The 24,292-nt window shown below is 60.7% G+C and carries 24 protein-coding genes; 14 read left to right on the top strand and 10 right to left on the bottom strand.

Features of this window, described 5'->3' with window-relative positions:
- Positions 1 to 35 precede the first annotated feature (35 nt).
- Positions 36 to 254 carry a DUF2970 domain-containing protein gene (locus tag ACP7BX_RS26265; RefSeq protein ID WP_033902258.1) on the top strand — a complete coding sequence of 73 codons (219 nt, stop codon included), beginning with the start codon at positions 36 to 38 and terminating at the stop codon, positions 252 to 254.
- Here the strand turns inward: ACP7BX_RS26265 and ACP7BX_RS26260 are convergent.
- A complete protein-coding gene (locus tag ACP7BX_RS26260; RefSeq protein ID WP_426130179.1) occupies positions 251 to 1,312 on the bottom strand; it encodes an ABC transporter substrate-binding protein in 1,062 nt (353 codons plus the stop codon). The two genes, ACP7BX_RS26265 and ACP7BX_RS26260, sit on opposite strands and share 4 nt — an antisense overlap.
- Before the next feature lie 411 nt (positions 1,313 to 1,723).
- On the opposite strand from ACP7BX_RS26260, the gene ACP7BX_RS26255 reads away from it, so the two are divergent.
- Together ACP7BX_RS26255 and ACP7BX_RS26250 are read left to right on the top strand one after the other, a co-directional pair.
- Complete coding sequence (locus tag ACP7BX_RS26255; protein WP_033902260.1) at positions 1,724 to 3,382, top strand: nitrite/sulfite reductase; 1,659 nt, start codon at positions 1,724 to 1,726, stop codon at positions 3,380 to 3,382.
- Positions 3,366 to 3,860, top strand: a complete 495-nt coding sequence (locus tag ACP7BX_RS26250) for a DUF934 domain-containing protein (protein ID WP_426130177.1) — start codon at positions 3,366 to 3,368, stop codon at positions 3,858 to 3,860. Before ACP7BX_RS26255 ends, ACP7BX_RS26250 begins: the two co-directional genes overlap by 17 nt.
- Before the next feature lie 41 nt (positions 3,861 to 3,901).
- Here the strand turns inward: ACP7BX_RS26250 and ACP7BX_RS26245 are convergent, their stop codons facing one another.
- The gene (locus ACP7BX_RS26245) at positions 3,902 to 4,306 is read right to left on the bottom strand and encodes a MerR family transcriptional regulator (RefSeq protein WP_314535190.1); all 405 of its coding nucleotides are present in this window, start codon (positions 4,304 to 4,306) and stop codon (positions 3,902 to 3,904) included.
- 71 nt (positions 4,307 to 4,377) lie between these two features.
- On the opposite strand from ACP7BX_RS26245, the gene ACP7BX_RS26240 reads away from it, so the two are divergent.
- Both ACP7BX_RS26240 and poxB read left to right on the top strand, forming a co-directional pair.
- Positions 4,378 to 5,610: an NADH:flavin oxidoreductase/NADH oxidase family protein gene (locus ACP7BX_RS26240; RefSeq protein WP_177052988.1), complete on the top strand. Its 1,233-nt coding sequence runs from the start codon at positions 4,378 to 4,380 to the stop codon at positions 5,608 to 5,610.
- A gap of 77 nt (positions 5,611 to 5,687) precedes the next feature.
- The gene (gene poxB / locus ACP7BX_RS26235; RefSeq protein WP_426130175.1) at positions 5,688 to 7,412 is read left to right on the top strand and encodes a ubiquinone-dependent pyruvate dehydrogenase; all 1,725 of its coding nucleotides are present in this window, start codon (positions 5,688 to 5,690) and stop codon (positions 7,410 to 7,412) included.
- Here the strand turns inward: poxB and ACP7BX_RS26230 are convergent.
- Positions 7,409 to 8,260, bottom strand: coding sequence for a LysR family transcriptional regulator (locus ACP7BX_RS26230; RefSeq protein WP_426130173.1), 852 nt, complete (start codon positions 8,258 to 8,260; stop codon positions 7,409 to 7,411). The genes poxB and ACP7BX_RS26230 overlap by 4 nt on opposite strands.
- A 95-nt stretch (positions 8,261 to 8,355) precedes the next feature.
- Between ACP7BX_RS26230 and ACP7BX_RS26225 the strand changes: the two genes are divergently transcribed.
- Positions 8,356 to 8,985: an FMN-dependent NADH-azoreductase gene (locus ACP7BX_RS26225; protein ID WP_426130171.1), complete on the top strand. Its 630-nt coding sequence runs from the start codon at positions 8,356 to 8,358 to the stop codon at positions 8,983 to 8,985.
- Between the two features lie 43 nt (positions 8,986 to 9,028).
- On the opposite strand, the gene ACP7BX_RS26220 is transcribed toward ACP7BX_RS26225, so the two are convergent.
- Complete coding sequence (locus tag ACP7BX_RS26220; protein WP_426130169.1) at positions 9,029 to 9,586, bottom strand: NADPH-dependent FMN reductase; 558 nt, start codon at positions 9,584 to 9,586, stop codon at positions 9,029 to 9,031.
- A gap of 226 nt (positions 9,587 to 9,812) precedes the next feature.
- Between ACP7BX_RS26220 and ACP7BX_RS26215 the strand changes: the two genes are divergently transcribed.
- A complete protein-coding gene (locus tag ACP7BX_RS26215) occupies positions 9,813 to 10,049 on the top strand; it encodes a hypothetical protein (protein ID WP_016979714.1) in 237 nt (78 codons plus the stop codon).
- A gap of 61 nt (positions 10,050 to 10,110) precedes the next feature.
- Here the strand turns inward: ACP7BX_RS26215 and ACP7BX_RS26210 are convergent, their stop codons facing one another.
- A complete protein-coding gene (locus tag ACP7BX_RS26210; protein WP_061436484.1) occupies positions 10,111 to 10,455 on the bottom strand; it encodes a hypothetical protein in 345 nt (114 codons plus the stop codon).
- Between the two features lie 109 nt (positions 10,456 to 10,564).
- Between ACP7BX_RS26210 and ACP7BX_RS26205 the strand changes: the two genes are divergently transcribed.
- Positions 10,565 to 11,458, top strand: coding sequence for a LysR substrate-binding domain-containing protein (locus ACP7BX_RS26205; RefSeq protein WP_426130166.1), 894 nt, complete (start codon positions 10,565 to 10,567; stop codon positions 11,456 to 11,458).
- Here the strand turns inward: ACP7BX_RS26205 and ACP7BX_RS26200 are convergent.
- The 3 genes from ACP7BX_RS26200 to dnaQ all read right to left on the bottom strand — a co-directional run bounded on the left by ACP7BX_RS26200 (position 11,455) and on the right by dnaQ (position 15,244).
- The gene (locus ACP7BX_RS26200) at positions 11,455 to 12,036 is read right to left on the bottom strand and encodes a GNAT family N-acetyltransferase (protein ID WP_177112536.1); all 582 of its coding nucleotides are present in this window, start codon (positions 12,034 to 12,036) and stop codon (positions 11,455 to 11,457) included. The genes ACP7BX_RS26205 and ACP7BX_RS26200 overlap by 4 nt on opposite strands.
- An 8-nt stretch (positions 12,037 to 12,044) precedes the next feature.
- A complete protein-coding gene (locus ACP7BX_RS26195) occupies positions 12,045 to 14,300 on the bottom strand; it encodes an Orn/Lys/Arg decarboxylase N-terminal domain-containing protein (protein ID WP_016979717.1) in 2,256 nt (751 codons plus the stop codon).
- A 203-nt stretch (positions 14,301 to 14,503) separates the two neighbouring features.
- On the bottom strand, positions 14,504 to 15,244 hold the full coding sequence (gene dnaQ, locus ACP7BX_RS26190) for a DNA polymerase III subunit epsilon (protein WP_177053027.1): 741 nt from the start codon (positions 15,242 to 15,244) through the stop codon (positions 14,504 to 14,506).
- 201 nt (positions 15,245 to 15,445) lie between these two features.
- Here dnaQ and ACP7BX_RS26185 point away from each other — a divergent pair, with 201 nt between their 5' ends.
- Positions 15,446 to 15,754, top strand: coding sequence for a DUF2388 domain-containing protein (locus ACP7BX_RS26185; protein WP_426130164.1), 309 nt, complete (start codon positions 15,446 to 15,448; stop codon positions 15,752 to 15,754).
- 3 nt (positions 15,755 to 15,757) lie between these two features.
- On the opposite strand, the gene rnhA is transcribed toward ACP7BX_RS26185, so the two are convergent.
- Positions 15,758 to 16,210, bottom strand: a complete 453-nt coding sequence (gene rnhA / locus ACP7BX_RS26180; RefSeq protein WP_010210917.1) for a ribonuclease HI — start codon at positions 16,208 to 16,210, stop codon at positions 15,758 to 15,760.
- A 30-nt stretch (positions 16,211 to 16,240) separates the two neighbouring features.
- Positions 16,241 to 16,999: a methyltransferase domain-containing protein gene (locus tag ACP7BX_RS26175; protein ID WP_426130162.1), complete on the bottom strand. Its 759-nt coding sequence runs from the start codon at positions 16,997 to 16,999 to the stop codon at positions 16,241 to 16,243.
- Between the two features lie 65 nt (positions 17,000 to 17,064).
- Between ACP7BX_RS26175 and gloB the strand changes: the two genes are divergently transcribed.
- The 5 genes from gloB to ACP7BX_RS26150 all read left to right on the top strand — a co-directional run bounded on the left by gloB (position 17,065) and on the right by ACP7BX_RS26150 (position 24,292).
- Entirely contained in the window at positions 17,065 to 17,832 is a 768-nt protein-coding gene (gene gloB / locus ACP7BX_RS26170; RefSeq protein ID WP_426130160.1) for a hydroxyacylglutathione hydrolase, read from the top strand.
- Positions 17,833 to 17,930: 98 nt separating this feature from the next.
- Complete coding sequence (locus tag ACP7BX_RS26165) at positions 17,931 to 19,340, top strand: transglycosylase SLT domain-containing protein (protein ID WP_426130158.1); 1,410 nt, start codon at positions 17,931 to 17,933, stop codon at positions 19,338 to 19,340.
- Positions 19,341 to 19,550: 210 nt separating this feature from the next.
- A complete protein-coding gene (locus tag ACP7BX_RS26160; RefSeq protein ID WP_033902275.1) occupies positions 19,551 to 21,380 on the top strand; it encodes an extracellular solute-binding protein in 1,830 nt (609 codons plus the stop codon).
- On the top strand, positions 21,377 to 23,215 hold the full coding sequence (locus tag ACP7BX_RS26155) for an extracellular solute-binding protein (RefSeq protein ID WP_269133887.1): 1,839 nt from the start codon (positions 21,377 to 21,379) through the stop codon (positions 23,213 to 23,215). The genes ACP7BX_RS26160 and ACP7BX_RS26155 overlap by 4 nt, the downstream gene beginning before the upstream one ends.
- Positions 23,216 to 24,292, top strand: coding sequence for a microcin C ABC transporter permease YejB (locus ACP7BX_RS26150; RefSeq protein ID WP_033902277.1), 1,077 nt, complete (start codon positions 23,216 to 23,218; stop codon positions 24,290 to 24,292).

Genomic DNA, 24,292 nt, shown 5'->3' with positions numbered 1-24,292 from the left:
ATGCTGTCCCTCACACACCTTGTGTCGAGGGATGTATGGACGATCCAGTCAACAACAAGCCCCCTACTTTCTGGCAAATGTTGCACAGTGTGATGGCGGCCGCGTTTGGCGTGCAAAGCGGCAAGAACCGCGCCCGCGACTTCACCCACGGCAAGCCCAGCCACTTTGTTGTGCTGGGTATTCTGTTCACGGCGGTGTTTGCCTTGACGCTGTTCGGCATCGTCAAGCTGGTGCTGCTGTTGGCCGGTGTCTAGCGCAGCAGCAGTTGCAGGCTGAACGGGTAACGGTAGGACGCTGGCTTGCCGAGGGCAGACAGTGCGCGAAAATCGACAGGCGCCGTGGGGCCCAGCAAGCGTTGTGCCTGGGAGGCGCCTATCAGCTGGAACAGCGCCTCCTGGCGGTCACGCCCACCATGGGCGCTGATATCCACGCCCTTGGCGTCATCATTAATCAACACCATCGCCCAGCCGCCCAGGGTGAAATGCCCGGCAACCAGCGTACTCAAGCGCCCCTCCAGCCGCGCCTGCAAGATCTGCGGCGAACTGTTCACCGCGCTGAACAACACCTCCTTGCCCGGCACGCGCCCGCTGTCCTGCAATGCCTGCATGGCACCCAGCGCCATCTCGTCGTTGGCCGACCACACCAGCGCGGTTTGCGGATAGCGCTTGAACAGCAGCGTGGCTTGCTCGAACGCACGTTGACGGCTCCATTCGCCGTAGACCAATTGACGCAGGCGTACTTCAGGGTGCTCGGCCAGGGCGCGGTGCAAGCCCTGTTCACGCAACTGCGCAGCTGGGGTGGTCTTGGTGCCGGAGAATGCCAGCAGGTCGATGGTCTCACCGGCTGCGACCGGACCGTGCTGGCGCAGTAGATCGGTGAGCATCAGGTAGCCGGCCTGTTCGTCGTCGGCAACCATGCTGGCGATCCAGCCTGCACTGTTGCCGAGCAATTGCACCTGATCGGCGGTCAGCGCATTGTTCACGATCAGCAGCTTCACCCCACTGCCCTGGGCCATGCGCAGGATCTGCGGGGCGACATACTGCTCGTTCACCAGCACCAGATAATCCGGCCGTTCGCTGCCTTGCAGTGCTTCGCGGGCCTGGCTCAGGGTGTTATGGGCGTCACGCTCGGCATAGCGCACACGCAAATGCAGGCCGAGGTCCTTGGCACCGGCCTGCATGAATTGCGCGTAGCTGACCCAGAAGGTTTCCGTCGACATGCCAGGGTTGAGAAACACCACCGACGTGGCATGGGCCATCGCCCCGTACGCCGATCCCAGCAACCACACACACGCAATCAGCACCTTCGACATGGATGTTCAAGCCTTGAATATTGACCGCCATGATAGTGGCATTGCGACAGTCAATCGAGGCTGTTTACTGGTGGCTTACCCAGAACACGGCAGTTCCCACGACCAGAATGATCAGGAACAGGATGGCCCAGGCATCAACGGTACTGTCGGGTTTACGGGCTTTTGTCGGATTGCTCATCGCATCGCCTCTTGTCGGTTTTATAGGTGATTGCACGAAGACACGAGCACAGTAAAGTTGATGATTGCCCGCATGACAAATGTGGGTATGGCGATAACGGTTCTCATTAGGCGATTTGGTTATTTGCATATACTCAAACATCACTTTTGCGCATAAACGCAAACTGGTATCGTGCGCCGGCTCCGTTGGGAGTGCGCGGCCGTGCGCGCAGATTTGCCGAGAACAGGACCTATATGTACGTATACGACGAATACGATCAGCGCATCATCGAGGACCGCGTCAAGCAGTTCCGTGATCAGACCCGACGCTATCTGGCAGGTGAACTGAGCGAAGAAGAGTTCCGCCCTCTGCGCCTGCAAAATGGCCTTTATGTTCAGCGCTTTGCGCCGATGCTGCGGGTGGCCGTGCCCTACGGCCAACTGACGTCGCGCCAGACGCGCATGATGGCCAAGATTGCCCGCGACTTCGACAAAGGCTATGCCCACATCAGTACCCGCCAGAACGTACAGTTCAACTGGCCGGCGCTGGAAGATGTGCCGGATATCCTGGCTGAATTGGCCACCGTGCAGATGCACGCTATTCAGACCAGCGGTAACTGCCTGCGCAACGTGACCACCGACCAATTCGCCGGTGTTGCCGCCGACGAGCTGATCGACCCACGCCCCTGGTGCGAAATCGTCCGTCAATGGACCACCTTCCACCCCGAATTCGCCTACCTGCCGCGCAAGTTCAAGATCGCCATCAATGGCTCGACCTCGGACCGTGCGGCCATCGAAGTGCACGATATCGGCCTGGAACCGGTGCACAACGCAGCCGGCGAGCTGGGCTTTCGCGTATTGGTCGGTGGTGGCCTGGGCCGTACCCCGGTGGTCGGTGCCTTCATCAACGAGTTCCTGCCGTGGCAGGACCTGTTGAGCTACCTCGACGCGATCCTGCGGGTCTACAACCGCTACGGCCGTCGTGACAACAAGTACAAGGCCCGGATCAAGATCCTGGTCAAGGCGCTGACTCCTGAGGTGTTCGCCCAGAAAGTCGACGCCGAGATGGAACACCTGCGCGGCGGCCAGACCACCCTGACCGAAGCCGAAGTGCACCGCGTCGCCAAGCACTTCGTCGACCCTGAATACAAAGCCCTGAGCAATCAGGACGCCGAGTTCGCAGCGCTGGACCAAGAACACCCAGGCTTCGCCCGCTGGCGTGGCCGCAACACCCTGGCGCACAAGAAGCCGGGCTACGTGGCGGTGACCCTGTCGCTGAAACCGACCGGTGTTGCACCGGGCGATATCACCGACAAGCAGCTGGACGCCGTCGCCGACTTGGCCGAGCGCTACAGCTTCGGTCAACTGCGCACCTCCCACGAGCAGAACATCATCCTCGCGGACGTCGAACAGAGCCAACTGTTCACCCTGTGGGGCGAGCTGCGCGAAGGCGGTTTCGCCACGCCGAATATCGGCCTGCTGACCGACATCATCTGCTGCCCGGGCGGCGACTTCTGCTCCCTGGCCAACGCCAAGTCGATCCCGATTGCCGAATCGATCCAGCGCCGTTTCGACGATCTGGACTACCTGTTCGACATCGGCGAGCTGGACCTGAACATCTCCGGTTGCATGAACGCCTGTGGTCACCACCACGTCGGCCACATCGGCATCCTGGGCGTGGACAAGAAAGGCGAAGAATTCTACCAAGTGTCCCTGGGTGGCAGCGCCAGCCGCGATGCGAGCCTGGGCAAGATCCTCGGCCCATCCTTCGCCCAGGAAGCCATGCCCGAGGTGATCGGCAAACTGATCGATGTGTACATCGAACAGCGCACCGAAGATGAGCGTTTCATCGACACCTACCAGCGCATCGGCATCGACCTGTTCAAGGAGCGCGTCTATGCAGCGAATCATTAAGAACAACGAAGTCCTCGACGAAACCTGGCACCTGCTGCCCAAGGACGCGAGCTTCGACGGCATTTCCAACTGCGACGACCTGATCGTGCCGTTGGCCCTGTGGCGCGAACACGGCCACGCCCTCAAGGCCCGCGATGGCGGCCTGGGTGTGTGGCTGGATGCAGAGGAAGAAGCCGAAGAAATCGGTGACGACGTGGAGCACTTCCAGGTCATCGCCCTGAACTTTCCGGCCTTCACCGACGGCCGCAACTACTCGAACGCGCGCCTGCTGCGTGACCGTTATGGTTACAAAGGCGAGCTGCGCGCGATTGGCGATGTGCTGCGCGACCAACTGTTCTACCTGCGCCGTTGCGGGTTCGATGCCTTCGCCCTACGCGCCGACAAAGACCCCTACGAAGCACTGGAAAGCCTCAAGGACTTCTCGGTGACGTACCAGGCCGCCACGGACGAACCACTGCCGTTGTTCCGCCGTCGCTGAGTCTTGGCGCATGAAAAAGCCCTGGCATGCCAGGGCTTTTTTTATGCATTGAGTTTGATCGACGCCAGCACCTGCTTTTGCCCCATGCTGCACGGCACACCTTCGGGCTGCGCCCGCACCGCTTCGATCACTCCCAGCAATTGCGCCTTGCTATGAGCCAGTTGCGCTTGCATCTCTTCGATCTGCGCGACCTTGCGCTCCAGCGCCTCGATCAGCTCTTCACGCTTGTGCTCACCCGGCGCCGGCATCAGCGCCTTGAGTTCCTGCAAGGTAAAACCGGCCTGTTGCGCGCTCTGGATCAGTTGCAGGGTTTGCAGGGCCTCTGGTGCATAACGCCGATAACCATTGGCCTGGCGCCCCACCTGGCTGATCAGCCCCTCGGCCTCATAAAAGCGGATCCGCGACGCTGCCAGCCCACTCTGCTTTGCCAGCTCACCAATATTCATCGCCGCACCTGCTTGACATTAAAGTTAACTTTAAGCTTAGCCTGAGGCCTCCCCCGCTCAGGAGTCAACCCATGTCACCCTTTGAAGCCCTGCAACTGCCTAATGGCCAAGTCCTCTCCAACCGCATCGCCAAGGCCGCGATGGAAGAAAACATGGCCGATGGCAATCAGGCGCCGTCCCCTGAACTGAAGCAGCTGTACAAGGCTTGGGCGCAGGGCGAGCCTGGCTTGTTGATCACCGGCAACGTGATGATCGACCGCCGCGCCATGACCGGCCCCGGTGGCGTGGCCCTCGAAGACGAGCAGCACCTGGCGAGCTTTCGCGAGTGGGCCGACGTGGCGCGCGGCAACGGCGTGCACTTCTGGGTTCAGCTCAGCCACCCAGGCCGCCAGACACCGGCCAACTTGCGCCAGCAAGCCATTGCACCGTCCGCCGTGGCGCTCGACCTGGGCGGTTTCTCGAAGATGTTTGCCACGCCCAAGGCCATGACCGAAGACGACATCCAGGATGTGATCCAGCGCTTTGCCACCAGCGCACGCCTGGCTGAAAAAGCCGGGTTTACCGGCGTGCAGATCCACGGCGCCCATGGCTACTTGCTCAGCCAGTTCCTGTCGCCGTTGAGCAACCAGCGCACCGACCGCTGGGGCGGCACCCTGGAGAACCGCGCGCGGTTGCTGCTGGAAGTGATCCGTGCGGTACGCGCCAACGTCAGCCCGTCGTTTTGTGTCGCCGTCAAACTCAACTCCGCCGACTTCCAACGGGGCGGTTTTGCAGAAGCCGATGCACGCGCCGTGGTCGAAATGCTCAACCCGCTGCCCATCGACCTGCTGGAACTGTCCGGCGGCAGTTACGAAGCACCGGCCATGCAAGGCGAAGCGCGGGACGGCCGCACGCTGGCGCGGGAGGCGTACTTCCTGGAGTTTGCCAGCCAACTGGCGACCCTCGCCAAGATGCCGGTGATGGTCACCGGTGGCATACGCCGCCTGCCCATCGTGCAAAAGGTGCTGGACAGCGGCGTCGCCATGGCCGGGATCGCTACCGCCCTGACGCTGGAGCCACAACTGATCCAGCACTGGCGCGAAGGCCGCGACCCCAACCCGCAACTCAAGCCCATCGACTGGAAGCGCAAACCCCTGGCCTCCCTCGCCATCCTCGCCGTGGTGCGCTACCAGATGCGCCGCCTCAGCCGCGGCCATCTGCCCAAGGCCAATGTTGCGCCATGCATGGCATTGGTGCGTGACCAGTGGTTTCTGGCGCGGCGCACCCGGCAATACCGGGCGGCCATGACGCAATCTTCACATTAAAGGATGAACATCCGCCGTGATCGAACTGTCCCCTATTGATCAGCAGTTTTTAACCTCACTGACGATTGGAGTTCTTCATGGCGAAAATCAACCTGGCCCAGCAATTGGCGACCACCCTTGAACAGGCGGGGATCAAGCGCATCTGGGGCCTGACCGGCGACAGCCTCAACGGCCTTACGGACGCCCTGCGCACCATGGACAGCATCGAGTGGATGCATGTGCGTCATGAGGAAGTGGCTGCGTTCGCCGCCGGCGCCGAAGCGGCAGCCACCGGAGAACTGACCGTGTGCGCCGGCAGCTGCGGGCCGGGCAACCTGCATTTGATCAATGGCCTGTTCGACTGCCATCGCAATCATGTGCCGGTGCTGGCGATTGCCGCGCAGATCCCTTCGTCGGAGATCGGCCTGAACTACTTCCAGGAAACCCATCCGCAGGAACTGTTCAAGGAGTGCAGCCACTTTATCGAGCTGGTCACCAACCCCGAACAGATGCCTCACGTGCTGCACCGCGCCATGCGGTCGGCGATCCTCAATCGCGGCGTGGCGGTGGTGGTGATTCCGGGCGATGTGTCGCTGCTGGAAGTCGAAGACAAGCTCAAGCCGTGGCCCGCCTTGCACGCGCCACGCACGCTGCCGGCGGAGCAGGACCTGCAACGCCTCACCGAGATTCTGGAAAGCAGCCAGAAAACCACCCTGCTGTGTGGCAGCGGCTGTGCCGGCGCCCATGACCAGGTGGTGGCCCTGGCCGACGCCCTCGGCGCTCCCGTGGTGCATGCATTGCGCGGTAAAGAGCATGTGGAATGGGACAACCCGTTCGACGTGGGCATGACCGGCCTGATCGGCTTCAGCTCTGGCTACCATGCCATGCTCGACTGCGACACCTTGATCATGCTCGGCACCGACTTCCCCTACCGCCAGTTCTACCCAACCGACGCCAAGATCATTCAGGTCGACCGCAATCCGCAGGCCCTCGGCCGCCGCGCCACACTGGACCTGGGCATTGCCGCGGATGTCAGCGAAACCATCGGCGCCCTGCTGCCGCGCCTGACGCGCAAGACCGATCGCAGCTTTCTCGAAACCTCTCTGAAGCACTACGAGAAAGCCCGCCAAGGGCTGGACGACCTCGCTCAACCCTCGAAAACCAATCGGCCGATTCACCCGCAATACGTCGCACGTTTGCTCAGTGAATTGGCGGATGACGATGCAATCTTTACCGCCGATGTCGGATCGCCCACCGTGTGGGCTGCACGCTATTTGAAGATGAACGGCAAGCGCCGCCTGATCGGTTCGTTCAACCACGGCTCGATGGCCAATGCCATGCCCCAGGCCATTGGTGCCCAGGCAGCCTTTCCCGGTCGCCAGGTGATCTCGATGTCCGGTGACGGGGGGTTCGCCATGTTGATGGGGGACTTCATCTCGTTGGCACAGCTGAAACTGCCGGTGAAGGTCATCGTGTTCGATAACTCGTCCCTTGGGTTTGTCGCCATGGAAATGAAGGCTGCGGGCTATCTGGATGCCGGTACCGAGCTGAAAAACCCGGACTTTGCCGCCATGTCCAACGCCATGGGCATCCTCGGCATTCGCGTGGAGCAATCGGAAGACCTGGAACCGGCCCTGCGCCGCGCCCTCGCCCATGACGGCCCGGTGCTGGTGGACGTGGTTACCGCGACCCAGGAGCTGGTGATGCCGCCGACCATCAAGCTGGAACAGGCCAAGGGGTTCAGCCTGTATATGCTCAAGGCAGTGATGAGTGGCCGTGGCGATGAGGTGATCGAACTGGCGCGTACCAACTGGTTGCGCTAGCGCAGGGAAGCACCGTAGCGGACCACCACTTCGGTGATCACCTCGACCATGCGCGGGTCCGCATCCGGCGCGCTGAACAGGCGGAACTCGGCATCGGGCAATTCGGGTAACCCGTGCTCGGCACCGAGTATCGTCAAGCCGGGCACCAGTTGGCTGCGCGCAATCGGCGCGATGGCAAAGCCGGCCAACGCGGCAGCGTGCAACGCTGCGTAGCTGGCGCAGAGCATGGCGGTGCGCTGGGCGATCCCCGCCTGGGCCAGGCGTGAAAGCGCCGCTTCGCGATAAGGACAAGGCTCGGGAAACAGCGCCAAGGGCAAGGGCGTCGGCAGTGTCGTCAGCGGTTGCGCAGACCAGGCCCACACCAGCGGCTCCTGCCACAGCGCCAGGCCAGGCTCGCTGGATTCGCACAATGAACCCACGACCACATCCAATTCTCCCTGCTTCATCAATGCCAGCAACGAACCGGGAATCCCCACCTGCACAGTGATTTGCAGGCCGGGATATTGCGCGGCAACCTCCTGCAACTCGCGCAACAGACGCGCATCCGCGAACTCTTCCGACACTCCAACGCGCAGGTTTCCTTCAAATGCCGAGCGCGTCAGCTCGGCCCAGGCATTGCGATTCAGCGCCAGGATGCCGCGTGCGTAGGCCATCAAGCGTTCGCCGTCCGGCGTCAGTTGCTGGGAGCGCGTGGTGCGGGTGAGCAAGGGCTTGCCCACCTGTTCCTCCAAACGACGCAGATGCCCGCTGACCGCCGATTGGGTGAGGTGCAAACGGGCGGCAGCGCGGCTGAAGCCTTCTTCATCCACCACGGCGACAAAGGTTTTTAGCAGGACGATATCGAACATATTCTGATAACAGATTAATCAAGCGATAAAACACGATTTATATTTCACTTGGCGCTATGTTGCAATGCTTGGGTCATCTTTCTCCGAGACCCGCCATGACCACCCTCCTGCACATCGAATGCTCACCGCGCAAACAGCGCTCCGCCTCTTTGGAAATCGCCCGCCAGTTTATCGCGCGGTATCAGCAGAACGCGCCCGACACCCAGGTCAATACCCTGGACCTCTGGGCGCTGGACCTGCCCGAATTCGACGGCCCGATCATGGACGCCAAATACGCCGAGCTCAGCGGAACGCCCTTGAGCGAAGAGCAAGCCCTCGCCTGGGAAACGCTGAAAAAGCTGGCAGCCCAACTGCATCAGGCTGACGTGCTGGTGTTCTCGGTTCCGCTGTGGAATTTCGCCGTGCCCTACAAGCTCAAGCACTTTATCGACGTGGTGTCGCAGAAGGACGTGTTGTTCGAATTCAGCCCGGAGCACGGGTTGCGCGGGCTGCTGCGCAACAAGACGGCGGTGAACGTGTATGCGCGGGGTATGGATTTTTCGGCGCCGGACACCCAGGCGATGGATTTCCAGAAGCCTTACATGGAGGCCTGGCTAGGCTTTATCGGGGTGATGGATGTGCACTCGCTCTATGTGGAGAAGACCATCCTGGGGCCGGAGGTCGATCAGGCGTCGCGCCTGAAAAGCACGGAGTTGGCGTTGTTGCTTGCGGATCAGTTGGCCTGACAACACGCAAAAGACCCGGCCGCTTTGGCCGGGTCTACAGCGGTCAACCGTGCTGTTTTTCAACCCACTTGCCATAGGCGTCAATGAACGCCTGCAGGAACGGCTTGGTCTTTTCCGAGAGCTTGCCCGCCTCGTCAAACACACTGCCCGCGCCGCCCAGATAGGCCTCCGGCTGCTGCATGCACGGCACATCGAGAAATACCAGGGACTGGCGCAGGTGATGGTTGGCGCCAAATCCGCCAATCGCACCCGGCGATACACTGATGATCGCCCCCGGCTTGCCACTCCAGGCGCTCTGCCCGTAAGGCCGCGAACCGACGTCGATGGCGTTCTTCAACGGGGCGGGCACGGAGCGGTTGTATTCCGGGGTCACGAACAACACCGCGTCGGATGAACTCACGTATTTGCGGAAAGTACTGTAGGCTGCCGGCGGTGTCGCCCCGTCAATGTCTTCGTTGTAGAGCGGCAAATCGCCAATTTCCACAATGTTCAACTTCAAGTTGGCCGGGGCCAGTTCGGCCAGTGCCAGTGCGACCTTGCGGTTGATCGAGTCTTTTCTCAAGCTGCCGACCACGACGGCTACGGTGTAGACCTTGCTCATTGGGGTTTCCCGACGTCTGACTAAGGAGCTTGTAGTTATAGAGTCTTCGCGGCGTGTTCACCAGAAGGTTTTGATATTCCTGCGGGCGTTTGCCTGGCACTGCGACACGTAGGAAGCATCTGAAAATATCAGCGAATAGTATTTTTATTCCGTAAGTAAACTACCCCGCTCCATGACGGTCTACAGAACCGCAAATCGAGTGTTTATCTCCAGAGGTTCTAAACAGATGGCAGCAGTATTAGTCGGACAGTTTCATGCCAGAGACGCAGAAGGACGCGTGTATTCGGTGCATGAGTTCCAGGAATCCAACCCGGCGCAAGGCGACCTGGCTGGCTCGGCACCTACCACCACCTACAAGCTGGCCATTGGCGACCGTGTAGAGAAACTGGAAGGCGACGAATTCAAGTTGATCCAATCGGGCACCATTCTTGTGCGCGAATCGCAAACAACCCTCGCGTCATAAGATCTCGCCCTATCCACCTGCTCAGTCCTGGCCATTGACGGCATTGACTGGGCTGGGGTGATCACGGACGACGGATTTCCGTGACCTCGATGCCCTGCTCTCCCTGCACCTTCTTCAGCGTCACCATCAACCGCCCCCGCTCGCCTTCAACGGCATACAGCGAACGCTGGTAGCCGGCCGAGTTGTAGCCCGGATGCGCGACCACCTGCCTGACCAACTCCATGCCCAGCACCGAGCCTACCTGCTCGACCACCTGTTCCTGGGAACGGATATAGGCTTCAAGGGCCAGGTTTTCCGGCGCGGTTTCGTTCTGAGTGTCGAGGAGATAAGCAGCCACGCAGCCGACGGTCACCAGGACCAGCAGTTGCTTGGCCGTTACCCCGAGGAAAATCGAGGGTAAAGGCATATGAGACCAGACCTGTTTTTGTTGTTAATGCCGGTAGCCGGCTGTGGTCGTTGATGATCAGCGCAGCCATTCTATTGAATACCCGGCCCGCTGCACATAGACTCCGGCGATGCGTTTACGTCATATCGAAGTGATTCAGGCCATCTTGCAGACCGGACACCCAGGCTTGGCCGCCGAGTGGTTGCAACTCTCCGTGGGCGATGTGGACGCGGCGCTCAAGGACGCCGAGCAGCAGCTGGGCTTCATGTTGTTCGCCAGTGTGCGTGGACGCTTGCAGGCCACCCGGGAGACCCTGGAACTGCAAGCTGAGATCGCCCACGTCTATGAAGCGCTGGAGCCGGTGCAACGACTGGCCAGCCGCTTGAAACACCATCATGCCCCCACTCTGCGCGCCCTCTGCACGCCGCCCTTAGCCAATCAACTGCTACCGCAAAGCATTGCAGCGTTGCGCCGACGCTTTCAGGACACACCGTGCAACCTGTCGAGCCAACCGACCCGAGAGATCGTCAGGAGTTTGCTGCTACACGAAGCCGATGTGGGTTTGAGCCTGCATGACCCGGAACATCCGCAGATCCACTGCACGGTATTGGCCCAGGGCAAACTGCAATTGCTCGCCCCCCATGGCTGGCTCAAGCCCAAGCAAAAATACATCGCGCTACAGGATCTGGCCGGGCAATCGATGATCGGCCTGGAAGGACAAGACCCGCTCAGCCGCCTGCTGGATGCCAAGCTGCAAGCCCTGCGCCCGCTGCCGGTGGTGCAGACACGCGTACAGACCTACCAAATGATGCGCAGCATGGTGGAAGCCGGAGAAGGCCTGGCAGTGGTCGACCCCTTCACCGCGTTCGGCGCGCGTGAGGCTGGGCTGGATGCGTGCCCGGTGTCGCCGCCGATCATGGTCAGCCTGTACGCGCTGACCCTCAAGGATGGCGTGACCTCGCCCGCATTGAATGCGCTGCTGGAAATCGTGACGCAAAAGGCCGAGAGCCTGTTGGCAGGTTAAGGCTTGTCGACTTCGCTCTTGAACAGCCGATACCAGAATATCGCCACTTCACGGGTTTGCGGATCGATGCCGCGATAGCGCAGGTGATCGACCCCGCCCATCACATAACCGCAACGCTCGTACAATCGGCAGGCGCCCAGGTTGTTGTTCTGGGTTTCCAGCATCATGCCCGGCAGGTTCTTCTTGCGACTCCAGAACTGCGCCACATCCAGCAACGCCTTGGCCACCCCATGACGCCGCGCAGGCAAGGCCACCGCCAGTTCGTCGACGTGGGCAAAACCGTTCCAGTTGGTGCTGACCACGATATGCCCCACCGGGCGATCATCCAGGTAGGCCATGAAGATCGCACTGTCGGGCGCATCGCGGAAACTGGCGAACTCTTCAGGGTCGATGCCATAGCACTTGCGGTACGGCAGGATGCGCTCCACGGGCCATTGATCGACCCGCTTGCCCATCTGCGGCTCACCGTAGGCACTGACCTCAAAGCTGAAATCATTGCCCCACACGTAGGCATCAAAGCCTTCGTCGGCGACCCGTACACTGAGCCCCGGATACTTCGGGTTCATTACAGCTTGCATAAACATTCTTAACCCTTGATGCAATCGACGGTGTAACAACGACCACTGCCGTCATCTTCGTGTTGTAAGCCATGAACATCGGCGACAAAACCGGGAAAACTGCTATCGAACGTCCGGGCAAACGCCAGGTAGTCGATGATCGAGCGCGTCGACTCGGTAAAGCGCTCGCCCGGCATGATCAATGGAATACCGGGCGGGTAAGGCACCAGCATCACTGCTGCGACGCGGCCTTGCAAGGCATCAATGGACACTGCCTCCACTTCGCCCCTCACCAATTGGTCGTAGGCGTCGGCCGGTTTCATCGCGATTTCCGGCAAGACGGTGTACATGCGCTTGAGGTGTTTGGCCGTGGCATTGCTGCGGTAACAGCCGTGCAATTGGTTGCACAGATCGCGCAAACCCAGCCCCTGGTAACGCGCCGGCCCTTGGGCGAACACCGAAGGCAGGCAACTGGCCAGGCTGACATTGGCGTCGTAACTGCGCTTGAATTCCAGCAACTCGGTGAGCAAGGTACTCCATTTGCCCTTGGTGATGCCCATAGAGAACAACACGAGGAAGGAATACAGCCCGGTTTTTTCCACCACCAGGCCACGTTCCCAAAGGAATTTACTGACGACCGCTGCGGGAATCCCGCAATCGCTGAGGGCGCCTCCTGCATTCAGGCCGGGCATCACCAGGGTCACTTTGATCGGGTCCAGCAGCACATAGTCTTCGGCCACGTCGCCGAAGCCATGCCAATCATCCTCAGGGTGCAACAGCCAATCGGCGGTGACGACGCGGTCGATACCCGCCACCGAGGGCGGCTGCCAGATCGAAAACCACCAATCCTCTTCAGCAATGTGCTGGCGCAAGTTGGCCAGGGCACGGCGGAAACTCAACGCCTCGTCGAACATTTCCTGCAACAGTGAACGCCCGGCCGGACCTTCCATCATCGCCGACGCCACATCCAGCGAGGCAATGATGCTGTATTGCGGCGAGGTGGAGATATGCATCATGAAGGCTTCGTTGAACCGGTCACGGTCCAGCTGGCGTGCGCCACCGTCCTGCACATGGATCATCGAGGCCTGGCTGAAGGCCGCCAGCAATTTATGGGTCGAGTGGGTGGTGAACACCAGCGGGCTGTCTGGCGTACGCGAAGTACCCATCCCGTAGCGCCCGGCGAAGAACTCATGAAACGCGGCGTAGGCATACCAGGCCTCATCAAAATGCAGCACCTCGACGCTGTTGCCCAGTTGTTGCTTGATCAGCTCGGCGTTGTAGCACAGGCCGTCGTAGGTGGAATTGGTCACCACCGCCATTTTCACTTTCGGCGGGCGGCCACGGGTCAGCGGGCTGGCGTCGATCTTGGCGCGGATCGATTCGGGGCTGAATTCACTCAGGGGAATCGGGCCGATAATGCCTAGTTCGTTGCGTTCGGGGCACAGGTACAACGGGATGGCGCCGGTCATGATGATCGAGTGCAACACCGACTTATGGCAATTGCGGTCCACCAGCACCAAGTCATCGCGGCCGACCATGGAATGCCAGACGATCTTGTTGGCGGTGGAGGTGCCGTTGATCACGAAGAAAGTGTGGTCGGCGCCAAAGTTGCGCGCGGCGCGGGCTTCGGCTTCGGCCAGTGGGCCGGTGTGATCCAGCAACGAGCCGAGCTCAGGCACCGATACCGAGAGGTCAGAGCGCAGCGTGTTTTCCCCGAAGAACTGATGAAACGCCTGCCCCACCGGGCTCTTGCGGTAGGCCACGCCACCGCCATGGCCGGGGGTATGCCAGGAGTAATTGGAGTCGGCGGTATGTTGCACCAGCGCCTTGAAGAATGGCGGCAACAGGCCATCCAGGTAAGTACGCGCCGCACGGGCGACTTGCCGCGCAAGAAACGGCACGGTGTCTTCGAATAGATAGAGAATGCCGCGCAGCTGGTTGAGTTCGCTCATGGCGTCGGCGGGCGCATTTTCCAGGGTGACTTGCTCGCCCAGGGCAAAGATCGGCAGGTTCGGCGCCCGCAGCCGCGCCAGGCGGATCAGCTCGACCATGTTTTGCAGCAGGTGGGTATTTTCGCCAGCACCCTCGGCGGCGATCAGCATGCACGCCAGGCCATGATGGGTAGAAGCCACCAGTCGCCCTTCAGCGTAATCCACTGCGGAAAAAATACTGAAGCCCTCTTGTTCCAGCTCTCGGGCGATGCCTCGGACCCGGTCACCGGCAACGGTGTCGGCCTTGATGTCACGGTGCACGATAAGCACAGGAAACTTCAGGTCTTTGTACATGAGTGCGTTCAGTCCTGAGGGCTATGCACTCAAGGGTAGAAGCTGGGGGGCGATGACGCGAATGAAGATTTTGAAAGCAATGGAGATCAAGTGTGGGAGCTGGCTTGCCTGCGATGGCGGTGTATCAGCACCAGTCAGGCTAGCTGGACCACCGCTATCGCAGGCAAGCCAGCTCCCACATCAGACCGTGTTCAGTCCTGGGGTTATTGCTGGGTCAGGGTTGACCACAACGCCGGCGCTCCCGCCGACTTGGCAATCGCTTCCAGCCGCGCCGCATGCTCGGCCAGGTCCTGCTCACTGGCGCGGATGATCGTGGTCGGCTTGCGGTCGCCCGGCAAGCGGCGGATTTCCGAAGGACGGTTGCCCGAGCCTTCCGCCGAGCCGCTGCCATCGGAAGCGTTACCCGCCAGGGACAGACTGGTCTGCCCGCCGGTCATGGTCAGGTAGACGTCGGCAAGAATCTCGGAGTCGAGCAAGGCGCCGTGCAGCTCACGGCCGGAGTTGTCGACGCCATAACGCTTGCACAAGGCATCGAGGCTGTTGCGCTGGCCGGGGTGGCGCTCACGGGCCATCATCAAGGTGTCGAGGATCGAGCAGTGCTGGGAAATGTCTGCACGATCGGTCTGCCCCATCAGGGCAAATTCGTTGTTGATGAAGCCGACGTCGAACGCCGCGTTATGGATGATCAACTGGGCGCCGTTGATGAACTCAAAGAATTCATCGGCGACTTCAGCGAAACGCGGCTTGCCCTTGAGGAACTCGTCGGTGATGCCGTGGACGCCGATCGCGCCTTCGTCACTGTCGCGATCCGGTTGCAGGTAGACGTGGAAGTGACGACCGGTGAGGCGGCGACCCATCAGTTCGACACAGCCGATTTCAATGATCCGGTGGCCGTCGGTCACCGGCATGCCGGTGGTTTCGGTATCGAGTACAACAGATCGGATGGCCATCAGGGTTCAGCTCTCAACGGTGTGGTGTATTTCAAGGGCCGGGATATTAGCACGTCACGCTCCAGGCCGCCCAAGGCTGGCCCAACGCCTTTAATTTCCGACAGTTTCTTACAATCTTTAGCAAAGCCGCAGCAGATTGCCCAAGGTGCCCTTGCTAGCCTGCGCACCCCAACTGAATGCGGACTCGGCAACACCATGAACCTTTCGAAAACACTGTGCTCCCTGTTGCTGATGGGCTGTGCCTGCACTGCACACGCTACCAGCTTCGTAATGACCACCGACTTCCTAGTCAGCCTGTCCATGAGCGCCAGCAAGGGCACCAGTTCTTCGTTCAAGGACGACAAGATTGTCCAGGCCGCCAGGGATGACGCCGAAGCCTTTGTCGCCAGCGACGGCCAGATACTGGGTGTGCGCCTGGCATCGGCGTTGGTGCATGTGCGTGAACGCCTGCCAGGGCAAACCTTTACCGATATGCAACTGGCCCAGGCGATCGCGGCACTTTAAATATCAGCTCTGTTTGTAGCCGCGCACTTCGTCCACGCCACGGTTGGCCAACTGGTCGGCACGCTCGTTGCCGGGGTGGCCGATGTGGCCGCGTACCCACTTCCAGGTGATGTCATGGCGATTGCATTGTTCATCGAGCAGTTGCCACAGGTCGGCATTCTTCACCGGCTCCTTGGCTGCCGTCTTCCAGCCGCGTTTCTTCCAGTTGACCATCCACTCGTTGATGCCCTTCATCACGTATTGCGAGTCGGTCACCAGCAACACGTTGCAACGGCGCTTGAGTTCTTCCAGGCCGCGAATCGCGCCCATCAGCTCCATGCGGTTGTTGGTGGTATTGGGCTCGCCGCCCCACAACTCTTTCTCCACGCCCTTGCACACCAGCAACGCGCCCCAGCCGCCAGGGCCGGGGTTGCCTTTGCAGGCGCCATCGGTGAAGAGTTCTACGCTATCGGTCATCGGTTGCTCGGTATTCATTCAAAAAGAGGGTCATGCGTCACTTTGCTTGCGGTTGACCTTGGCCATCGGCATCGGTACCAGCTTGCCCATCGGCTCGCGGCGCACCTGCTGCACCGGCCGCAACCCAACCACGATCTTGCGCGCCACCAGCAGATAGAAGCCGCCACCCGACAATTGCCAGGCACCCGCGCGGCGTTCCCAGCCGGCCAGGCGGGCTTGCCACTTGGTCGACGCAAGCGGCGGACGATAGCACCCGAAGCGGCGTTTCTCCAGCGCGAAGCCCAGCAGGTTCAGCCAGTCCCCCACCCGTTGCGGCGAGATGCAACGCGCCTGGCGCAAGGCATCGTGGGCGAACACATGGCGCAGGCCCCAACTGCTCCAGGGGTTGATCCCGACAATCAGCAAATGGCCACCCGGACGTACGCTGCTCGCCGCTTCGCGCAACAAACCGTGGGGCGACAGGCAGAAATCCAGGCCATGTTGCAACACCACCACGTCGGCAGCGTGCTCGCTCAACGGCCAGGCCTGCTCCTCGCAGACAATCTCCACCCCCGGCAACGGTGCACCCAGGCGCACATTGCGCTGCACCTGGGGCGCGACCGGCGGCGTTTCGGCCGAGGGGCCGTAATGCACCAGGTAGCCGCCAAAGAACCGGCCCAACTCGTCTTCGAGCATGCGCCGTTCTTCGTCCAGCAGAAATTGCCCGATCGGACCGGACAGCCATTCACGGGCTGCGCTGATCAGGGCCAGCCACTCAGGATCGGCCTGGGCGAACGCTTTATCAGTCATTGCATTCTCCAACTCGCCTAGACGTTCTAAGATGCACCAATGTGTTCAGCTTGGCGAATCGAAGAATGATACAGATCAGTGCCCTGCCCGCCTTCACCGATAACTACATCTGGTTGTTACAAGACCCGAGCACCCAGCGCTGCGCCGTGGTCGACCCCGGCGATGCCGCGCCGGTGCTGGCCTGGCTCAAGCACAACCCTGAGTGGGTCCTGAGCGACATCCTGATCACCCACCACCACCACGACCATGTCGGCGGCGTTGAACAACTCAAACGGGTGACTGATGCCAAGGTGTACGGCCCGGCCAACGAGAAAATCCCGGTGCGGGACGTCGCCCTGAACGATAACGACCGCATCAGCGTGCTCGGCTGGGACTTCGACATTTATACCGTGCCCGGCCACACCCTTGGCCATATCGCGTTTTATCACCAGGGCGTGCTGTTCTGTGGCGACACCCTGTTCGCCGCCGGTTGCGGGCGTCTGTTCGAAGGCACGCCAGAACAGATGCACACCTCCCTTGAGCGTCTGGCCGCGCTGCCCGCCGACACCTTGGTGTACTGCACCCACGAATACACACAAAGCAACCTCAAGTTTGCCCAGGCCGTGGAACCGGACAATGCCGATATCGCCGAACGGGTGGAAAACGTCCGCCAATTGCGCGAATGTGGCGAGATCACGCTGCCTTCCAACCTGGCCCTGGAAAAGCGCACCAACCCCTTTCTGCGCACCTCTGAAACATCCGTTAAACAAAAAGCGGACGAACGGAATGGCCGCGACAACCGCTCTGGGGCCGAGGTGTTTGCTAGCTTGAGGGCGTGGAAAGATAAGTTCTAACGGGAAGCAATCTGATACGTAATTTCTGAATGGTTGACCGGAACCAAACGGGTTTCTAGAATCGCCCGACATTTTTGCCCGGAACTTACTTCCAGCCAATGTCGTCATCTATTCGTAAATCCAACCATTCAGACGCATTGACCCGCCTGGCTCAAGCTGTGGCGGTGGCTGTGTCCGCCACGCTGGCGGGCTGCCAATCAAGCAATTTCACCGCACAATCCACCGTGCAACCCAAGCCAAACCTCAGCGCCAAGATCAAACAGAAACCCGTCATCTGGCTTTCTCAAAAGCCCGCTCCCGAAGTGCCCCAGGATGTCTGGGAGCGCATGCGAAGGGGCTTTCAATTGCAGGATGGTGTAGGCGTCAACCCACGTATCGAGCAACAGCGACTGTGGTTCGCCAGCAACCCTTCCTTCCTTGAGAACGCCGGTGAACGCGGCAGCCTCTATATTCATTACATCGTCGAACGCCTTGAAGAACGCAACATGCCCCTGGAGCTGGCACTGCTGCCAGTGATTGAAAGTGCCTACAACCCGATGGCCTATTCGCGCAGCGATGCGGTCGGCTTGTGGCAGTTCATCCCCTCCACCGGGCGCTACTTCAACCTGCGCCAGACCCGCGCCTATGATGGCCGCCGCGACATCACCGCCTCCACCACCGCCGCCCTCGACTACCTGACCCGTCTGCACGACATGTTCAACGGTGACTGGCTGCTGGCCCTGGCCGCCTACAACGCCGGCGAAGGCACGGTGAGCCGGGCAATCGAGCGCAACGAGAAGCTCGGCCTGCCGACCGACTACTGGAACCTGCCCCTGCCCCAGGAAACCAAGGACTACGTGCCCAAGTTCCTGGCGTTGTCCCAGGTGGTGCTGGCGCCCGAGGCCTATGGCGTCAACCTGAACCCGATTGCCAACACGCCGTACTTCGAAGTAGTTGAAGTCAAGCAAAGCATGGACCTGTCACGGGTCGCCGCACTGGCCGAGATCGACGAAGACGAACTGTTCCAGCTCAACCCCGCGCTGAAACAGCGCACCACCCTGGATGGCCCGCAGCATCTGCTGGTGCCGAGTTCCAAGGCACAACTGCTCACCAGTACCCTTTCGACGATGAAGCCAGAAGAATTGCTGGCGATGCGTCCGAAAAAGCAGGTGTTCGACGAAGTCGAGACCGCGCGCGTTGCCGGCCGTAGCCGCAGCTACAAGGTGCGCAGTGGCGACAACCTGACGCTGATCGCCAAGGCCAACAAGGTCGATGTGCATGACCTGCAGCGCTGGAACAAGCTCAACGGCCAAGCGCTCAAGGTCGGCCAGACCCTGGTGATGCAAGACACGCGCAAAGTCGTGGCCAGCAGCAAGAAGCCGGTGCAGTACAAGGTCAAGAAGGGTGATTCGCTGTACATCGTCGCCAAGCGCTTCAACGTTGAGATGCAACATCTCAAGCGTTGGAACCCGCGCACGGGCCAGGCGTTGAAACCGGGGCAGATGCTGGTGGTTTCCGGACCACGCTGAGGCCTGAAGCACACCGGGGAGCTAATGTGGGAGCGGGCTTGCTCGCGAATGCGGTGTGTCAGTCACTAGATGCATTAACTGATCCTCCGCATTCGCGAGCAAGCCCGCTCCCACATTGGATCTACATCATCCCAATCGGCTTTTTCCAACCGGAACAAGCTGTTACTGTACCGATCATAAAGCGCAAGCCGCCTGGATCGGATCCCTGACTTGAAGCGTCCCCTCCTTCTACTAATAAGTCTGGCCTTGAGCTTTGGTGCGAACGCGGCGATTACCGAGAGCCACGGTTATACGCAGTTCGGCAGGCTCAAGTACCCGGCCAAATTCACCCACTTCGATTGGGTAAACCCCGCAGCGCCGAAAGGCGGGACATTGCGGGTCATGGCCTTTGGCACCTTCGATACGCTCAATCCCTATACCTTCAAGGGCTCCAGCCCGGTTTCCACGCCCAATTTCCTGCAGTACGGCGTCAACGAGCTGAACGAGCCATTGATGGTCGGCACCGGCCTGTACGCGCCCTCCGGCGATGAGCCCACCTCCAGTTATGGGCTGATCGCCCAGTCGGTGGAGTACAGCGAGGACCGCAGTTGGGTGGTGTTCAACCTGCGCCCGGAAGCGCGTTTTCATGATGGCAAGCCAATCACGGCCTATGACGTGGCGTTTTCCTATCGCACCCTGCTGACCGAAGGCCATCCGCAATACCGCACCAACCTGCAGGAAGTGGCGCGGGTGGATATCCTCAACCGGCACCGGATCCGCTTTGTGTTCAAGCGCGCCGGCAACCCGTTACTGATCCTGCGCCTTGGCGAATTGCCGGTATTGCCCCAGCACTATTGGAAAAACCGCGACTTCAAGGCCACCACCTTCGAACCGCCACTGGGCAGCGGGCCGTACCGTATCAGCAAGGTCACGCCTGGCCGGCAACTGGTGTTCGAACGGGTCAAGGACTACTGGGGCAAGGACCTGCCGGTCAACCAGGGTTTTTATAACTACGACAAGGTCGAAGTGGAGTTCTATCGCGACAGCGACGTGGCCTTCGAAGCCTTCAAGGCTGGCGAGTTCGATATCTATATCGAGCATCAGGCCAAAAACTGGGCCAACGGCTACAACTTCCCGGCGGTGAACCGGGGCGACGTGATCAAGGCGCAGATCGCCCACCAGATCCCGACCCAGAGCCAGGGCCTGTTCATGAACAGCCGGCGACCGAATTTCAGCCAGACCAAGGTGCGCGAAGCCCTGGGGCTGATGTTCGACTTCGAATGGACCAACCGCACCCTGTTCAGCAGCGCCTACAAACGCACCTTGAGCTATTACCCCAACAGCGAATTCTCCGCCACCGGCGTGCCCACCGGCCATGAATGGCTGATGCTCTCGCCCTACCGCGAGCAATTGCCGGCCAACCTGTTTACCCAGCCGTTCAGCCTGCCCCAGACCGACGGGCGCGGCATTCCGCGCGAGACCATGCGCCGCGCCCTGGCCCTGCTCGGTGACGCCGGCTGGAAACTCTCCGGCCAACGTCTGCTGAACAAGGACGGCCAACCGCTGCGCTTCGAAATCCTGCTGGTCAACCCGAACCTGGAGCGCATCCTGCAGCCCTACGTCGAGAACCTGATCAGCATCGGCATCGACGCGCGCCTGCGCACCGTCGACCGCGCCCAGTACAAGCAACGCCTGGATCAATTCGACTTCGACATGATCCTGATCACCCTCAACCAGACCTTGAGCCCGGGCCTTGAGCAGTGGCAGTACTTCCACTCCAGTCAGGCCGCGATCAAGGGCAGCAAGAACTATGCAGGCATTGCCAACCCGATTGTCGATCACCTGCTGGAACAACTGCTGGCCGCCAAGACCCGCGAAGAGCAACTGGCCGCCGGCCGTGCCCTGGACCGGGTGCTGCTGTGGCAGCACTACAGTATTCCCAACTGGTACCTCAACTATCATCGCTTGGCGTACCGCAACCGGTTCGCCTTTGTCACCACGCCGCCCTATAGCCTGGGCCTGAGCGCGTGGTGGCTGAAAGCTTCGGAGAAAGCCCAATGATGTATTTGCGTACTGCACTGCTCGGCGGCCTGCTGCTGTGCACCGCGGCCCACGCCGCCCCGCAACATGCGTTGACGCTCTACAACGAACCGCCCAAATACCCCGCCGACTTCAAGCACTTCGACTACGTCAACCCGGACGCGCCCAAGGGCGGTACGTTCCGCGAGTCGGCCATGGGCGGCTTCGACAGCCTCAACCCGTACATCAGCAAGGGCGTGCCGGCCGACAACCTCGGTTTGATCTACGACACCCTGGCCATGCAAAGCCTGGACGAACCCATCACCGAATACGGCCTGGTCGCCGGCAAGATCGAAAAAGCCCCGGATAACAGTTGGGTGCGCTTCTATTTGCGCCCCGAAGCCCGCTTCCATGACGGTCACCCGATCCGCGCCGAAGACGTGGTGTTCACCTTCCAGGAACTGATCAAGGAAGGCTCGCCGATCTACCGCACCTACTACGCTGACGTCGACGAAGTGATCGCCGAAGACCCGCTGAAGGTGCTGTTCAAGTTCAAGCGCACCAATAACCGCGAATTGCCGCTGATCCTCGGGCAACTGCCGGTATTGCCCAAGCATTGGTGGGCCACCCGCGATTTCGCCAAGGGCAACCTTGAAGTGCCGCTGGGCAGCGGGCCGTACAAGGTGGCCGAGGTCAAGGCCGGGCGCATGATCCGCTACGAGCGGGTCAAGGATTACTGGGCCAAGGACCTGCCGGTCGCCAAGGGTTTCTACAACTTCGATAACCGCATCACTGACTATTACCGCGACAGCACCGTGTCCCTGGAAGCCCTCAAGGCCGGGCAGTTCGACTACTGGCTGGAGTTCAGCGCCAAGAACTGGGCCAACGCCTACAACATCCCGGCGGTGGCCCAGGGCCGCTTGATCAAGGAAGAAATTCCCAACGGCAACCCCACCGGCATGCAGGGCTTCGTGTTCAACATGCGCAAGCCGATGTTCCAGGACGTGCGCGTGCGCAAGGCCATCAGCCTGTTGCTGGATTTCGAATGGAGCAACAAGCAGCTGTTCAACGGCGCCTATACCCGCACCCGCAGCTACTTTGAAAACTCGGAGATGGCCGCCACCGGCCTGCCGGGCCCGGATGAACTGGCGATCCTCGAACCGCTGCGCGACAAGATCCCGCCTGAAGTCTTCACCCAGGCCTTCGAACCGTCCAAGACCGACGGTAGCGGCATGATCCGCACCCAGCAGCGCGAGGCCTACCAACTGCTGCAGGAAGCCGGCTGGCGCATCGTCGATGACAAAATGGTCGACACCACCGGCAAGCCGGTGAAAATCGAGTTCCTGCTGGCCCAGACCGAGTTCGAACGCATCCTGCTGCCGTTCAAGCGCAACCTGGCCGACCTGGGCATCGACCTGGTGATCCGTCGGGTTGACGTCTCACAGTTCATCAACCGCATTCGCTCGCGGGACTTCGACATGCTGGTGGGCAGCTTCCCGCAGTCCACTTCGCCGGGTAATGAGCAGCGCGAGTTCTGGAAGTCTTCCAGCGCCGACAAGCCCGGCAGCCGCAACTACATGGGCCTCAAGGACCCGGCCATCGACCAACTGGTGGAAGAGCTGATCGACGCCGACTCGCGCAAAAGCCTGGTGGCGCATGCCAAAGCCCTGGACCGCGTGTTGCAGTTCGGTTACTACGTGATCCCGAACTGGCACATCAAGACCTTCCGCGTGGCGTATTGGGATCACCTGGGCCACCCCAAAGTCCCGCCGCGCTACGACGTCGGCACCGCCACCTGGTGGGCCAAGCCTGACGTAAAACCCGCCGTCACCTCAGAACCAGACACCAGCGCCGATCCGGCGAGTGGAGGCGATTAAATGCTGGCCTATATCTTTCGCCGCCTGTTGCTAATCATTCCCACGCTGTTCGGAATCCTGCTGATCAACTTCGTCATCATCCAGGCCGCCCCCGGTGGCCCGGTGGAGCAGATGATCGCCAAGCTTGAAGGTTTTGAAGGCGCCACCAGCCGCATTGCCGGTGGCGGCGCCGAAGTGTCGGTGGCCGGTTCCAGCAGCTACCGTGGCGCCCAGGGCCTGGACCCGGCGCTGATCAAGGAAATCGAGAAGATGTACGGCTTCGACAAATCGGCGCCGGAACGCTTGTGGATCATGGTCAAGAACTACGCCCAGCTGGATTTTGGCGACAGCTTCTTCCGCGACGCCAAGGTCATCGACTTGATCAAGGAGAAGATGCCGGTGTCCATTTCCCTCGGGTTATGGAGCACGCTGATCATGTACCTGGTGTCGATCCCGCTGGGGATCGCCAAGGCCACGCGGCACGGCAGCCATTTTGATGTGTGGACCAGCTCGGCGATCATCGTCGGCTATGCGATCCCGGCGTTCCTGTTTGCGATCCTGCTGATCGTGGTGTTTGCCGGCGGCAGTTACCTCGACTGGTTTCCCTTGCGCGGGCTCACGTCGAACAACTTCGACGAACTGAGCTGGGGCGGCAAGATCCTCGATTACTTCTGGCACCTGGCGCTGCCCATCACGGCCCTGGTGATCGGCAACTTCGCCACCATGACCCTGCTGACCAAGAACAGCTTTCTCGATGAGATCAACAAGCAGTACGTCGTCACCGCCAAGGCCAAAGGCCTGACCAACCACCGCGTGCTGTACGGCCATGTATTTCGCAACGCGATGTTGCTGGTGATCGCCGGTTTCCCTTCGGCGTTCATCGGGATCTTCTTCACCGGCTCCTTGCTGGTGGAAGTGATTTTCTCCCTCGACGGCCTGGGCCTGATGAGCTTTGAAGCGGCGATCAACCGCGACTACCCGGTGGTGTTCGGCACGCTGTTTATCTTCACCCTGCTGGGGCTGATCGTGAAACTGATCGGCGACCTCACCTACACCCTGGTCGATCCGCGTATCGACTTTGCCAGCCGGGAGCATTGA

Origin of the sequence: Pseudomonas sp. DWP3-1-3b3 (genome assembly GCF_049896305.1) — a bacterium.
In the GTDB taxonomy this organism is placed as follows: Bacteria; Pseudomonadota; Gammaproteobacteria; order Pseudomonadales; family Pseudomonadaceae; genus Aquipseudomonas; species Aquipseudomonas azotoformans_A.
This window is presented reverse-complemented; position numbering and strand designations above follow the sequence as displayed.